19 protein-coding genes, 1 rRNA gene and 2 pseudogenes are annotated in these 12,900 nt (G+C 44.2%); all 22 read right to left on the bottom strand.

The window, feature by feature from the left end:
• Nucleotides 1-323: ribosomal RNA gene (locus tag GUA98_RS28455) — 16S ribosomal RNA — on the bottom strand; the annotation flags it as partial.
• A gap of 545 nt (nt 324-868) precedes the next feature.
• Nucleotides 869-1,201 carry an HIT family protein gene (locus GUA98_RS28460; RefSeq protein WP_227780181.1) on the bottom strand — a complete coding sequence of 111 codons (333 nt, stop codon included), beginning with the start codon at nt 1,199-1,201 and terminating at the stop codon, nt 869-871.
• Nucleotides 1,202-1,218: 17 nt separating this feature from the next.
• Nucleotides 1,219-1,674: an NUDIX hydrolase gene (locus tag GUA98_RS28465; protein ID WP_193725120.1), complete on the bottom strand. Its 456-nt coding sequence runs from the start codon at nt 1,672-1,674 to the stop codon at nt 1,219-1,221.
• A 49-nt stretch (nt 1,675-1,723) separates the two neighbouring features.
• Nucleotides 1,724-2,314: an HD domain-containing protein gene (locus GUA98_RS28470; RefSeq protein ID WP_193725121.1), complete on the bottom strand. Its 591-nt coding sequence runs from the start codon at nt 2,312-2,314 to the stop codon at nt 1,724-1,726.
• 31 nt (nt 2,315-2,345) lie between these two features.
• Nucleotides 2,346-2,687 (bottom strand): GNAT family N-acetyltransferase, encoded by a 342-nt coding sequence (locus GUA98_RS28475; RefSeq protein WP_227780182.1) that lies wholly within the window; start codon nt 2,685-2,687, stop codon nt 2,346-2,348.
• An 18-nt stretch (nt 2,688-2,705) separates the two neighbouring features.
• The gene (locus tag GUA98_RS28480; RefSeq protein WP_193725123.1) at nt 2,706-3,200 is read right to left on the bottom strand and encodes a hypothetical protein; all 495 of its coding nucleotides are present in this window, start codon (nt 3,198-3,200) and stop codon (nt 2,706-2,708) included.
• A gap of 197 nt (nt 3,201-3,397) precedes the next feature.
• Entirely contained in the window at nt 3,398-4,159 is a 762-nt protein-coding gene (locus GUA98_RS28485; protein ID WP_193725124.1) for an aminoglycoside adenylyltransferase domain-containing protein, read from the bottom strand.
• Between the two features lie 26 nt (nt 4,160-4,185).
• A complete protein-coding gene (locus GUA98_RS28490; protein ID WP_193725125.1) occupies nt 4,186-5,079 on the bottom strand; it encodes a PhzF family phenazine biosynthesis isomerase in 894 nt (297 codons plus the stop codon).
• Nucleotide 5,080: 1 nt separating this feature from the next.
• Nucleotides 5,081-5,794: pseudogene (locus GUA98_RS29880) on the bottom strand (Type 1 glutamine amidotransferase-like domain-containing protein).
• Between the two features lie 81 nt (nt 5,795-5,875).
• On the bottom strand, nt 5,876-6,442 hold the full coding sequence (locus GUA98_RS28505; protein ID WP_193725128.1) for a histidine phosphatase family protein: 567 nt from the start codon (nt 6,440-6,442) through the stop codon (nt 5,876-5,878).
• 8 nt (nt 6,443-6,450) lie between these two features.
• Nucleotides 6,451-6,942 (bottom strand): NUDIX hydrolase, encoded by a 492-nt coding sequence (locus tag GUA98_RS28510; protein WP_193725129.1) that lies wholly within the window; start codon nt 6,940-6,942, stop codon nt 6,451-6,453.
• A complete protein-coding gene (locus tag GUA98_RS28515; RefSeq protein ID WP_193725130.1) occupies nt 6,939-7,124 on the bottom strand; it encodes a hypothetical protein in 186 nt (61 codons plus the stop codon). Before GUA98_RS28515 ends, GUA98_RS28510 begins: the two co-directional genes overlap by 4 nt.
• Before the next feature lie 73 nt (nt 7,125-7,197).
• Nucleotides 7,198-8,064, bottom strand: coding sequence for a hypothetical protein (locus GUA98_RS28520; RefSeq protein WP_193725131.1), 867 nt, complete (start codon nt 8,062-8,064; stop codon nt 7,198-7,200).
• 59 nt (nt 8,065-8,123) lie between these two features.
• On the bottom strand, nt 8,124-8,630 hold the full coding sequence (locus tag GUA98_RS28525; protein WP_153977580.1) for a hypothetical protein: 507 nt from the start codon (nt 8,628-8,630) through the stop codon (nt 8,124-8,126).
• A gap of 26 nt (nt 8,631-8,656) precedes the next feature.
• The gene (locus tag GUA98_RS28530; RefSeq protein ID WP_153977579.1) at nt 8,657-9,376 is read right to left on the bottom strand and encodes a class I SAM-dependent methyltransferase; all 720 of its coding nucleotides are present in this window, start codon (nt 9,374-9,376) and stop codon (nt 8,657-8,659) included.
• Between the two features lie 45 nt (nt 9,377-9,421).
• A complete protein-coding gene (locus GUA98_RS28535) occupies nt 9,422-10,087 on the bottom strand; it encodes an HAD family hydrolase (protein WP_153977578.1) in 666 nt (221 codons plus the stop codon).
• 174 nt (nt 10,088-10,261) lie between these two features.
• Nucleotides 10,262-10,765, bottom strand: a complete 504-nt coding sequence (locus GUA98_RS28540; protein WP_193725132.1) for a GNAT family N-acetyltransferase — start codon at nt 10,763-10,765, stop codon at nt 10,262-10,264.
• 54 nt (nt 10,766-10,819) lie between these two features.
• Nucleotides 10,820-11,032 (bottom strand): annotated as a pseudogene (locus GUA98_RS29885) (hypothetical protein); the annotation flags it as partial.
• Between the two features lie 18 nt (nt 11,033-11,050).
• Nucleotides 11,051-11,470, bottom strand: coding sequence for a hypothetical protein (locus tag GUA98_RS28545; protein WP_193725133.1), 420 nt, complete (start codon nt 11,468-11,470; stop codon nt 11,051-11,053).
• Between the two features lie 15 nt (nt 11,471-11,485).
• Nucleotides 11,486-11,896: a hypothetical protein gene (locus GUA98_RS28550; protein ID WP_193725134.1), complete on the bottom strand. Its 411-nt coding sequence runs from the start codon at nt 11,894-11,896 to the stop codon at nt 11,486-11,488.
• Nucleotides 11,893-12,339: a LytTR family DNA-binding domain-containing protein gene (locus GUA98_RS28555; RefSeq protein ID WP_193725135.1), complete on the bottom strand. Its 447-nt coding sequence runs from the start codon at nt 12,337-12,339 to the stop codon at nt 11,893-11,895. The genes GUA98_RS28550 and GUA98_RS28555 overlap by 4 nt, the downstream gene beginning before the upstream one ends.
• Before the next feature lie 214 nt (nt 12,340-12,553).
• Nucleotides 12,554-12,898, bottom strand: coding sequence for a hypothetical protein (locus GUA98_RS28560; RefSeq protein WP_193725136.1), 345 nt, complete (start codon nt 12,896-12,898; stop codon nt 12,554-12,556).
• Nucleotides 12,899-12,900 lie beyond the last annotated feature (2 nt).

Below are 12,900 nucleotides of genomic sequence, written 5' to 3' on the forward strand. Positions count from 1 at the left end.
TGGCCGATCACCCTCTCAGGTCGGCTACGCATCGTCGCCTTGGTGAGCCGTTACCTCACCAACTAGCTAATGCGCCGCAGGCCCATCCTCAAGTGACAGATTGCTCCGTCTTTCCAGCTTCCTTCAGGCGAAGAAAGCAAGTATTCGGTATTAGCTACCGTTTCCGGTAGTTGTCCCAAGCTTGAGGGCAGGTTGCCTACGTGTTACTCACCCGTCCGCCGCTAACCATCACAGAAGCAAGCTTCTCTTCAAGTCCGCTCGACTTGCATGTATTAGGCATGCCGCCAGCGTTCGTCCTGAGCCAGGATCAAACTCTCCAATAAAGATGAATTTCAGCAGCGCGGTTAGACGCTATGAAAATCATCTAAAGTATTGAAAAGAGCGATTAGCTCATTTTGAATCTGACGAGATTAAAAATCTCATTTGTTGATCTTGCAAGCAAGATCATTTACTCACTCGTTGTTCAGTTTTCAAAGATCAAACTTCGTTACCGACTGTTTCAAGGCCGGAATTAGAATATATCACATTTCATTATATCTTATAAAGTTTTTTCTCGAAATATTTTTTTCGAGAGTTTCCCATGCCTTTTCGGCCGGAAAAATAATATATCATGTTTGAGGATTGTTTGTAAAGTGTTTTTTCGAGTCTTCTCGAATTTCTAAATCTGCGGAATTGAATTATATATTTGTAACGTTTGCTTTGGAATAATTGCTCGATAGCTTAATTAGAACAAACAACCGACTAGTCAGCCGGCTGCCAACTTATTTTATTAGGGCACACAACAAACTGCAGTAGAAGGTTTCATGACCACACCATACTTCGCCTGTTACTCACACATATAGATAATTACAAGTGATCTTCTTACGACCTAAGTCACTCGTTCACCACTGATGACATGCCAATGCAGATGCTTCGAATCCTGGTAACTACCAAGGTTCGTCACAATTTTGGAAGCACCGGTACGCTCCACCATATCGGCAGCGATCTTTTTAATGACCTGCATGACTTCAAGCATCAGCTCATCGTCATTCGTTTCTTCTTCTGCGATGAAGGATTGGATGTGGATCTTCGGAATAACCACGGTATGATGTTCATAGTAAGGCCGGGTATGATGATAGGCCAGCACGTTATCCGTCTCCATAACAACTTCCACTTTCATCTTGCCGCTGAGAACTTCCTCACAATAAAAGTCTTGTGTCAAATGGAACGCCCCTTTCTTCAGTTGGATTTGATATAGCCTGCCTTCTTTAGTACATACTCTGTGACGGGATTAATCTCCGGGACCGGTTGGGCCAGATCAAAGTATCGGAGTTCTAACCCTTCATCGTCCATAACCACTGGATTACCCTTGATTCCGTTAGCTTCATAAACAGCCGTCACATTGTATACTTCGTCTCCATGGGGATACTTATAATACATATCTTGACCCGAGAAAACGGTAATGAGCTTGTACGTCTCTGCCCTTAAACCCGCTTCCTCATACAATTCCCGTGCTGCCGCCTCTTCCAGCGACTCACCAGGTTCAAGCGAACCACCGAGCGTCCCCCAGTCGAGACTGTCTGTACGTCTTTGCAGCAACAGATGGCCTTCTTCGTTGAACACCAATACACAAGAACCTGCCATAATCAGCGGCCGCGAGCCAACCAGTTTTCGAAGTTCCATAATGTAGCCCATGAGTTCTCCCTCTTCTCCCTCAATGAGTATGCCCAGTCCATCCGTGTTGCTATGATTTGGTCAGGATTCCCTGATCTATGGAGTTTTGAATTAACTGCTGCACGTACGTCCACAATGTATCCGAAGCGTCTGCCATTTCACGATTTCTATTGATGACTTGATCACTTGTAACGTTGTATTTTAGCCACGTATCTCCTTCATTCTGATAATTGTGAATCAGAGGCTGTAACCGATCCAGAGCCGAGGCAAATTGTGCCTCATTCGTTTCCTTTGCCTCAAATTCTAGCCAGAGATTATGCATTTCTTCAGCCTGTTCCTTGGGCAGCATGCCGAACAACCGATGAGCCGCCTTAATCTCACGATCGAATTTATCCGTGTACCCAGTTGTATCGTAAGCAAAAGTGTCTCCAGCATCGATTTCAACCAGATCATGAATAAGAAGCATCTTAATGACTTTCAGGATGTCCACCTCCTTATTCGCGTGACTCTGTAAAGCCAATGCCATCATGGCTAGATGCCATGAATGCTCCGCATCATTTTCACGTCTATCGCCATGGATAATTCTTGTTCTCCGTTCAATTGTTTTCAGTTTATCAATCTCAATTAGAAATTGAATCTGATCCTGTAAAGATTCACTCATGATATATCCTCCTTTAGATGCGAAACCAACTCTATTTTATAAGATCATACCAGTAAACTTTATATCTAAAATCCTGGGACAAGCCTATACGCTTAGCTAAGCGGATTGAACCTATATTGCTTGGAGAACAATCCCAATATGGATGGACGCCTCTGCTTTTGCATTCCTCTGCGTACGCCGACACTACCAAAGCTCCAAAATTTCTTCTCCTATAGACTTCGATCGTTTCAATATCAATTGCATGCATCTCATCAGCTACAAATGCCGAAAGGCAAACGCTAGCTATGTCATCGTTATGCACTGCAATGTAGCCAAAGCCATATTTCAAAAAGTCTTCTGCTGTAGTCCAAAAGTGAGATATTTTATCTTTCAAAAAAGATAATTGGTTAAGCTACTTCTCTTCAAGCAATGCCTCCTCTATGCTGAGGACCCTAACATTGTCATACTGAGGAGAATAAGGACTAGAACATGCTGGTTGACTTATAGTATTTATCCATCCATTGACTGAACTTGGTATGAATACATGCTGAATATCACCAGCGAGCTCCCTGCTCCCAGACATGTGCTCAATAACTTCCTCCCAGTCTCCATCTGACACACCAATTTCAACAGATTGCATATGTAAATGTAACAACTCAGGTTCAATATGTTTCTTCATCCATCCATGCAGCTCGTTACGAAAGGGGATGCTCTTGGCATCACCGATTAGTTGAAATCCGCTGTGTCCTTGTATCCAAATGAGAGCTGCCGTAATATTTGTGGCATCGTCTACGTAGATCCGGCCTGGATTCAACCCTGATACCACAGCTCGAACCTCAATATTACGACAAGAGTCTGTCAGATGCTTCACCTTATCGAATTCTAGTTGATTAAGCTCAGTAATCATTCGCCCAATCCCTCCCGAACCACACTCAGGAAATAGTCGCGATGCTCCGGATGACAGGCAATGAGATAAGGCTCTGAACTCATACCTTCAAATAAATCCCCATCAAAATCCATAACCATGGCTCCCGCTTCTTAGAAAAACTATTGATACTAGAAATGTCCAAATCAGTATTGCAATTCGTAGAATTATGGAATCATTTATTTCTTATAGCTGTGGATCTCTCTCAACATAAACTCCGCATATTCCAACAGCAGAGACTCACTGAGATTCAGGTTCTCCAGCTCCCCATTATATTTTGCAAGACATAGCGAGATAACGTTCTTGTACTTCATAGGAAGCCCCTCCAATGCCCACTCTCCAGCTTCTCGCTTGGAATAGATCACTGAATCTCTCACATATAGCAAAACACGCGACAAGTTCAATACATAATAGACAGGGTTATCTACGATTTCTTGCGAAGCTGAAGCCACGTCTGACGTAATGGATGCAAGCATATGCTCACGTTTCACAGGAAGAAAGAGCTCCTTAATAGGTATCCCATGCAAAACAATTCCCCTGTCATAGATGACCGCGATGTGTGCGACAAGATCCGGATCATCGAACCCTCCGCAGAGATATTGCTCATTCGTTCGGTACTTTTCCCGGTGATATGCGGAGTAATGGAATTCGAACGGAGTTGGATATGCCAGGTTCGCGATTGTGGATTCCAGTATAATACTGAGCTCAAAGCCTTTTGTCATGTGCATCTCGTCTTCAATATGTATGAGCTTCTGTGCAATTCTTCGATATAGATCAGCAGATTGTTTGTCCCGGCAGACCACCAAGATATCAATATCGCTCTGGTTCGGATGAAAGCCCCCCATGGCCATGGAACCGTGCAAATAAATTCCCACGAGCGAATCCGATAATCCTTCTTTTAAAATATGAGTAACGTCTTGCAAAACAATTCGTTCATCCAAGGAAAAACATCCTTTCAGGTACGCTGTTAAATATCCAATTCAATGTTCATCTCACGCACAAAAACTGCCGTCCCTTTAATTCTCACATCCATGCCCTGTCCTTGCCGGGTCACGCTCACTTCAACTTTTCCATCTCTTCCGATCTCATGACCCTGCTCCACGACGAAATTGACCTGATCCGCTTCACGGTTCACATAGGTTAAATAGTAGGCACCCATCACCCCGGAGGCCGTTCCTGTTACAGGATCTTCCGTGGTACCTGAGTAAGGGGAAGAAAAGTGTCTGGCATGCATCATCGCCTCGGCATCACGCGTTTCGAAGCTAAAAGGATGCAAGGAAGCCTTAGGGTTTTCAAGTAAAACCTGAGGAAACTCAGCAGAATCTGGTTTCATCATGGAAAAGGACTCCACTTTACGAATGGGGATCAACAACGTCCAAGTTCCTGTGCTTCCATACACGATAGGCATGGATAGATCCAGATCATCCGAGGTTAGATTTATACTGTTTGCCAGCTTACTAATATCACCTCTGAACGGCACAAACTGCGGTTGATCCTGCTTCATCTCCATGTTGATTGTGTCGCCATCCTGCTCAAACCGTATAGGTAATATGCCTACATTGGTCTCGATCGTGATTGACTCTTGCTCCTCCAACAGTCCACGTGTCTTCAAACCATACAGCGATGCCATCGTCGCATGACCGCACAGATTAATTTCATGGCCCGGCGTAAAATAACGCAATCTCACATCGGCTGTCCTGGAGCTCAGCACAAACACCGTTTCATTAAAACCAACCTTATGTGCGATCTGCTGCATGACCCTCTCACTTAGATCATCAGCATCAAAGACGACTCCTGCCGGATTACCTTTGCCCGGAACTGCTGAAAATGCATCATAATGGTAGACCTTAACCTCACCCATGTTAAATCCCCCTTCTCCTAGGTTCAATGAGACGCACATCCCCATATAGTTCTATGACTTTTCCATCGATTACGATCCCGTCGCCGTCTTGGCAGGCATAGACTTCCGCACCGATTGTATCTGCATAACTTCTGAGCGAATCGAGACTGTCTTCCTCTCCGTCCCAATGGGGTGCGAACTCGAAATCAACGAGTCCAAGCGCACGTTTGTCCTGAAGACCCACATGATTCTCGTCTGCATCCTTGCCATATCCAGCTATTTCAATGGTTGGTGTGGTCAGAATACTGCCTGCGCTGACTCCGATCAGCATACCGCCTTTCTGCACATAGGAAAGCAATAAGTCCTGTACCTTTCTTCACTGTAATAAATGTAGAAAATAAAATGTATTTCCGCCGGATAAATGAATCGCATCAGCTTCAAAAATCTGCTCAAACGAGCTTGGATCATATTCCTGGTCCAGATCATAATAATGAATATTCTCGATACCCAGTTGATTATAGTAACGTATAGTATGCTCAAAATATTTCCGCTCCGGGTCGGAACAAGAAGGGATATAACCGATCGTAGGCTTGTCGCGACCGAGCAACTCCAATATCCTTTGATTTAATTCTTCATTGGTTTGAAAGGGTAGGTCACTTAATAAATCCAACTTGGTCATGCTCTTCCTCCTTCGCATATATAATCGAGATCCCGTTCTGCAAGTGATGTTAGGCATACCTACTTCCTATCACCTTGATAAAGGGGAACATTTTTCCCTCAAAGGACCCTGAAGCTGCAAAACTTCTTTGTTCGGCCTTTAAAAGTTTTTAATGGTGTGCATTCCCGCCTCGCCAAGAAAATCTATTCTTGATAATCCTTTTTCTCCAAGCAACATCCTGTAGTTGGTTATCGTGCCATCATGTGAAATGATATAGGTGTTGCCATCCTGTTCCCTGCACCATTGGAGAAGCCCACTAGCAAGTACTTCAAATTGATGTCCAGCCATCCGGTTAATACCTTCCTCCCAACACTCCAATCCACAATCCAGTACGCTTAGTCCTGGGAACTGAGTATCAAGCTCCTCCTTGGAATAGATCTGATCACAGATGAAGGGAACGAACTTCGGATTCTGAGGAAACATTCTTGGACCAACAAGCGGACATATCGTAAGATGTTCTCCTGCGCTAAGAAGAAGTGCTGTTTCAATGGTACGTCTCGTTGGACTCACCAAGATAATGTCATGAGGAACAAGCTTCAATTGTTTACACAGTATTGTCACCTGACTCTTTCCCAGTTCGGTGAGACCAGGATGAAGCTCATTTAACCGGTTCGGGTAATCTATCAAATGTTCACCATGACCATGACGAATAAATGTAATGTCCATATGTCCCTCTATTTCTGAATGAAATGTTGGATGCTCTTCGCATCATGCAGATTATGCAGTTCCTTTTTCAAAAATACCGGGTAGACCTTCAGGTGCTCAAGCTCATCCAAGGGAAACCAACGAAACGTTAACTTTCCGTTATCCTCCAGCCCTTTGAATTCCATTTCGCTATACAGCTTATGAGCTTTCGGCAAGGCGATGATATAATAGAATCCAATCTCGTGAAACTTCTGGCCGTCGTAATCGAAAAAATCTTCATTAACAAATGCAAGCCTCTGCACTTCAACATGGATGCCCAGTTCCTCCATCATTTCTCGCACGATAGCCGCTTCAGTCGCCTCACTCATTTCGACCCGTCCCCCGGGCAGATTCCAGAAATCGTCCTGCTCCGCCTTATGCAGCAGAACTCGTCCTGCATCCATCACAATGCCTGCCACGCGGAAGTTGAACTTATTGTTATTCCGCTCATATGAGATGTTATTGTTGTTGGGATTGGTCATCGTGCTGACCACCCATCGGAGAATCCATCCACGAATCCGTTAATGAACGAAGGAATAATGAGGATAATCAATGCTATGAAGCTGGCGATCCCCCATTTAAGAACTGACTTCCGTTTGATACTCACACCTATGATTATTAACAAGGCAGTTATGACTGTTAATACTACCTCAGCAATTGTCATGAAACTAAACCTCCATTATGTATTGATATATCCCCATTCACTCTATTCATAGATCTTGCCCATATACAGAGCGTCATTCTCCTTCCACACCTTTAAACGCCTCATTCAGAATGTTCTCCAGTTCGTTCTGACAAAAAGACAGATTATACTCTGAATTATCCAGCCAGTATTTGTCCATCTTCAGTATCTGATAAATCTCGGTTTCGAGCTCCTTTCTTGCCTGAAGCACCTTCACGGTGCCTGGAACCCCATGATATCCTCTTGAAGCTCCCCACCCCTGGTTCGTATAATACTGAATAAATCCTTCTGACCATTCCTTGGGTCTTTCCATAACGGCTTTATCAAAGGTATACGCAATATCCTTCTGATCAATATAGATTAATAGCGGGTTCAGTGCTTGAACGATGCGCTCCAGCTCCAACACGTAGTTGACATTATCTTCTCGAGACTGATTGCATTTCACAAGGCCCATCGTTAATGGGTTCTGGATAAAACAGCATTCAAAGATAATGACGGTATCATCATTAGCCGCTAACACGCTTTCAGTGAAGCTTCGCCATTTTGAAGTGATCAGATCTTTATTTTGTTCAAAAGGTAATTCGTAAATATCCCGGCTGAAAATCTCCTGCACCGTATGGTCAGGAAACGCCTCTCCCAGTTCCTCTTTTATTTGGCGATAAGGAATCAGATAACCATTACGATACGCCAACGCTCTGCTCTCCAATATATCTCTGCATGCTTGATGAGAATCCAATAAATCTACAAACTCATCTGCAGTGAAAAAGGCTACACCTTCATAATCAGCAGGGTGATTCAGATCCCCTTCCTGGAAAAGCTTTACTCGCAGCCCTCGCTGAATCAGGATGTCGGATACCATTTTGGCAATGGTAGACTTCCCCGAACCAGGTAACCCTTCAACCAGAATTAATTGTCTCGCCATAATTACATCACCTTAATTTCGTTTCAAATTTAATAGACTTTCGGTATCGTGACCTATCCTCAATCAATATCTGCAATAATCCACTGTTCCGAATCCCCCTCTTCTTTCTTTTTCCAAAAAACCATGGTGAGGCTGGATTCATCATCGTTCTCATCTAATTCCGTTACCGTCACTACTCCCTCGTAAAGCTTCCTTTGTTCACGAATGATAATGTCGCTCATGGAGACAATCTTGCTAACTTTGGTTCTGGTCATGCCCGATACGGGCGACTGCGAATCTATGAGGCTCATGTACCCCTTCTCATCCTCTTCCCATATATAACGCAGGCGGGCGTTCATAAGTTTAACGATCTCCAGTTCATCACCTGTATAATTCGCTTCATCAATGTACACTGGCGGGATGTCTTGGGGCTCAGTTGGTGACGCTACTTCTTCATTTTGTTCTGCTTCTTCTGTCGTAACTTCTAGCGAAGGTTTCGCCGGGTTCTGTGTGTCTTTCATACTCGTTTTATTCTGACATGCGACCAAGAACAGTAATAATCCAAGCATAACGGTTAGCTTTCTCATCTCCAGCCCTCTCATTATCCTTTCATTTATTCTCCTAAACTTCCCAAAATCACGATCTGCTTTGGACGCTGAATCCCGACAGTGTTTAGACGCTCTATTATGGAAAGGCCACGCTGGGCAAATGTTTCATAATCTTCAAACGCCTCAGCCCGTTCCATATGCTGCTTGCAGGCCTCCGAGACCAACCGAATGTCCCGTTCTGCCATGACATCTTCTTTTGGCTCATTGAACTCATAGATTGAGCGGATGATAATACCACTGGCAGAGATGATATCCATAACCTCTTGGCGAGTATAGGTGTGACGATGATATATTCCCAACCGCTGATCTACATCTGCACCAAAATGATGGTACAGGATGTGCGATAGCTGGGCTTCATTGGGATCATCTCTGACCAATTCATTGATGAGAAATAAACCGTCCCTCTTCACTACTCGTTTCATTTCTTCAATGACATTTACGCCCGGGGGCAGATGATGCAATGCATTTGAGATGCAGACGGTATCAAACGTTTGATCCGCAAAATCCATCTTTGCTGCGTTCATCTGCACAAACTGGATCTTTTCATGGCACGCATATGCGGCTTCTGCCTGCCGTAAAGAATCCGTATCGGTATCAATGCACGTGATCCGTTCGATACCACTGAAAATTTCAAGTAGGGTAGGAATGTATTTTCCTGAGCCTGTACCAACCTCCAACATCTGACCAGCCTGATACGCTGCCAACTGCTTTTTCAACTCATCCATGGATTACACCGTCCCCGTTATGACCTTCCCCCAGCTTCCAGAACTCTACAACAATTTCAGAACTTCCGTCAGATCCCTGCACACATATTCCGGATGGATATGCAGAGGTTTAGTTTTGCCTTTGCGGTTTAACCAGACAGCCTGGATGCCAGTGTTTTGAGCTCCCTGTACGTCACTTGTCAACGAATCGCCAATATGTATGACGTCATGCCGGGACAGATCATATCTGGCTAATGCTTCATTAAACATCTCGGGTCTTGGTTTGTAAGAACGGACATCTTCACTGGTAATCACACCTGCTGCCTCAATGCCATGCTTCTCCATTGCAGCTCTTACATCATCTGTATCGATATTCGAGAGGATATATACAGGGATGTCTATCGATTGCAGAAAGGGAATGGAGTCCTCAAATATCCCGGGATCACGCCAGTGAGCCAATTGCTCCTGATTAAGCAGCTCCGCGACACCATCTGCTTGAAAATGTCGGAGCGTTGCTGTCAGGGACTGTACATTGAGTACTCGTTGGGTCGTAAACTGACTGCCGTGGCTTGCATGGAACATTTCGGAAAATGCCTTCCACCAAAAATCACCTATTTCGGCTGTTGTACATTCAACACGCGCTGCGGCTTGTATTTGTTCGTAGATCACTGGAAGTATATCGTCGTCTTCATGCACAACTGTCCCATAGAAATCAAGGAAATTGGCCTTCATCCTATCCCCTCCGATGTGTCAAAAATCCCCATATAATCCAATTAAAACTTCCTATGTATGTTACAATTTCTCTTTGATACATCATAACCCATAATGTGGAATTTGCGAACGGTTCAAGTATGCTATCATTCTTTCTATAGAATAAAAAAAACACGCTGCTCTGCATGACTTGCCTCATGCAAAGGGCGTGGTATGGTGATAAAACTTGCTATCTACTTTCATCACCGGAAAAGCATCCGGCAGTGCCTCACGTGTAACCGAAACGAATCCATTTTTCTCGTAAAATCGATGTGCTGCCACGAACTGCTGTGTCGTTCCAAGGTAAATATCATGCACAGCCATCTCCTTGGCCCACTGAAATGCCTGTTGCAGCAGTCGTCTCGAAACTTGCAGTTCTTGTCCTCTGTAATTTTTGGCTACAAACATCTTCCTGAGCGCAGCTTGCTCCTCTCCAATATCCAGCAATGCAATCGTACCCACCACTTCATCATTGGCAAGCGCGATCCAGAAGTTCCCGATACCTTTTTGATAAAAGGTTTCAATCTCAAGCAAATCAGGCTGATCCTCTCCAGTGATGGAAATCTGGTATTCCTGCTGCTGTATCTGCAAAATCAAACGGATCACCTGGGATTGATACTCCGCAGTATACTCTTGTATATTGATCGTAGGGTTATTCATGATGTGTTCTCCTTGGACGATTTCATTAACTTCATTAATCTTCTGTAGTTATTTCTGATCTAGTAACTGTTCGTCAAACCACACATCTTCAACGTCTTCTGCAATTAAAAATCGCCAACCTGGCGCGAGTCCCAGGTACTTCTTAATTTAGGGATCCCATTCATCCACGTGTGCTGTATGTAATGGTACGAAAAAGTCGTCTGCATCCGAATATTCCCCCGCCCAGATGTACCATCCGGTTGTATCTCCAACAGGTTCCAAGCGCAGCCTGTATAAACGATGTCGTCACAGTGAGGACCCACCCTCGATAACGCCGTAATATTGTTTGTACTGGGCGATCCATTCCTCTTTGGAAAAGTCCACAAAGTCATATGGCTCACACTGTCTGAGATATTGTAACTGCTCTTCTGCTTGCTGTCCTCCCCATTGCTCCAGATACGTTATCGTGTCCTCGAACCCGGCACCACACAGCAGCTGTACATCCACATAACTGCCCGTATCCTGATTCTTTCTTTTGGCTTGCCAGATGAGCTGAGTGTCCTCTACATGACCGATTGCAAACAACATGATACATAAGATTCTGAGATATTCATTGTCCATCGCACTTGAATTGTCAATTTCTAGCTGCAGCAATGTACGAATGCGCTCCCTGTCCCGGGAGCCCGGCTCCAAGCCGAACTCCTCAAGAGCCTTTTCTTCATTCATCTGCTTTCTCCTTGTCTACTTCAGGATCTTGTTTAATTCTTCCGCTTTTTTCCTGCTATCCATTCTAGCATAAAAATAAAAGGCAATGGTGTGCAGCACAATCGACAAAAGCCACATGCCAGGGAACCACGGTGCGATAAAGTGGAACATCTCCTCTGAGAACAACCACACACCCGCCGTACCTCCGAGAATGTTAATGGTAGACGAGATCACAATATTCCAGATCGGTTTCAACGTAAAGTAGTTCCACAGCGCATCGTACATGACTCCAAATACCACGGCTGCGATGAACGCAATTCCGGCGAGATTCCATAGATAACCCATCTGGATTGTCTGATCTTTGAAGAACAAGGTGATCAGCAGCGTGACCCATAGCGAAGTTATTGTAAATACCTGAAAAAACGAATGCTTGAGATTTGCGATCATAATAATTTCCCCCTGAAATTTTTGATATAGTACCGACTGACGTAGTAGCTGGATCCATCCTTAAGCTCAACCTGGATTCTGGCATGATCTGTGGCGGCGAACGTCTGGATGTGTTTAACATTGATCATCGTTGAGTTGTTAATCTTCAGAAACTGGGACGAATCCATGTCTTCTTCCACATATTTAAGACGTTTGCCAAGCAGATAGCTCTCTCCCGAAACCACACGCACATTGCACATTCGATCCTCGGACTCAATGGCAAGGATTGAGCTTGGCTGGATCTGGACATTGCGATTATTCTTCGGATTGATGACGACCAGCTGTTTTTCCAAGTGGCTAATCGCTTTATCAATCTCCTCCCAGCGCTGTTGTTCGGCAGGGTTGGTCACTATCTTGGCGAGACTTCGTTCCATGGATGCATCTGTTTGAAATGTTACTTTCACTTGTTACCCTCCTCTCATCACTCATATTACAGGCAAAGCAAAAACCAGTATACTGAATTGCGTTTTGTTGCAAGAAGTTGCAGGTTTGTTGCACATCAGCTGACTAATGTATGTAGTTCGAATAAATCGTTCTCCTCTTTAGCCATCAATTAACGTTGTTATATGAATTCAAATCAATGTATATGCACTCTAAAGAATGCTGTATGGGGAATGCTCAGTATTCCCCATTGTATTCCACATAACTTGTTGGCTTGAATCGAGACACGTGATAAGGCATATACACACTTTGAGAATGCGGTGACAAGCGTTCAATATATTCAATTGCAGCTTCTACCATCTCATCCGATGCAAAAACCGACTCATTCAGAAATCCACTCAATAACGCGGCATCTCCTTTATACTTCAGCATAAGGTAGCCATAGCCCGGATCGGCGATCACCAGATCAACTATTTCCTCTTCGGCAGGTTCTCTTGATCCATCATAAAACCGAACGATCATGTCCAGATCTCTATGAAATACATCCACATTGCACGAAAAGTGTTGATATTCGAATTTCAATT

Origin of the sequence: Paenibacillus sp. P13VS (genome assembly GCF_015143645.1) — a bacterium.
Classification (GTDB): Bacteria; Bacillota; Bacilli; order Paenibacillales; family Paenibacillaceae; genus Paenibacillus; species Paenibacillus xylanilyticus_A.

Coding starts and splice junctions, on each gene's coding strand:
- GUA98_RS28520 (WP_193725131.1), bottom strand. CDS start 8,064: ATGGCGAGACAATTAATTCTGGTTGAAGGGTTACCTGGTTCGGGGAAG.
- GUA98_RS28510 (WP_193725129.1), bottom strand. CDS start 6,942: ATGACCAATCCCAACAACAATAACATCTCATATGAGCGGAATAACAAT.
- GUA98_RS28535 (WP_153977578.1), bottom strand. CDS start 10,087: ATGAAGGCCAATTTCCTTGATTTCTATGGGACAGTTGTGCATGAAGAC.
- GUA98_RS28490 (WP_193725125.1), bottom strand. CDS start 5,079: ATGGGTGAGGTTAAGGTCTACCATTATGATGCATTTTCAGCAGTTCCG.
- GUA98_RS28530 (WP_153977579.1), bottom strand. CDS start 9,376: ATGGATGAGTTGAAAAAGCAGTTGGCAGCGTATCAGGCTGGTCAGATG.
- GUA98_RS28545 (WP_193725133.1), bottom strand. CDS start 11,470: ATGAATGAAGAAAAGGCTCTTGAGGAGTTCGGCTTGGAGCCGGGCTCC.
- GUA98_RS28480 (WP_193725123.1), bottom strand. CDS start 3,200: ATGATTACTGAGCTTAATCAACTAGAATTCGATAAGGTGAAGCATCTG.
- GUA98_RS28540 (WP_193725132.1), bottom strand. CDS start 10,765: ATGAATAACCCTACGATCAATATACAAGAGTATACTGCGGAGTATCAA.
- GUA98_RS28525 (WP_153977580.1), bottom strand. CDS start 8,630: ATGAGAAAGCTAACCGTTATGCTTGGATTATTACTGTTCTTGGTCGCA.
- GUA98_RS28505 (WP_193725128.1), bottom strand. CDS start 6,442: ATGGACATTACATTTATTCGTCATGGTCATGGTGAACATTTGATAGAT.
- GUA98_RS28470 (WP_193725121.1), bottom strand. CDS start 2,314: ATGAGTGAATCTTTACAGGATCAGATTCAATTTCTAATTGAGATTGAT.
- GUA98_RS28550 (WP_193725134.1), bottom strand. CDS start 11,896: ATGATCGCAAATCTCAAGCATTCGTTTTTTCAGGTATTTACAATAACT.
- GUA98_RS28465 (WP_193725120.1), bottom strand. CDS start 1,674: ATGGGCTACATTATGGAACTTCGAAAACTGGTTGGCTCGCGGCCGCTG.
- GUA98_RS28515 (WP_193725130.1), bottom strand. CDS start 7,124: ATGACAATTGCTGAGGTAGTATTAACAGTCATAACTGCCTTGTTAATA.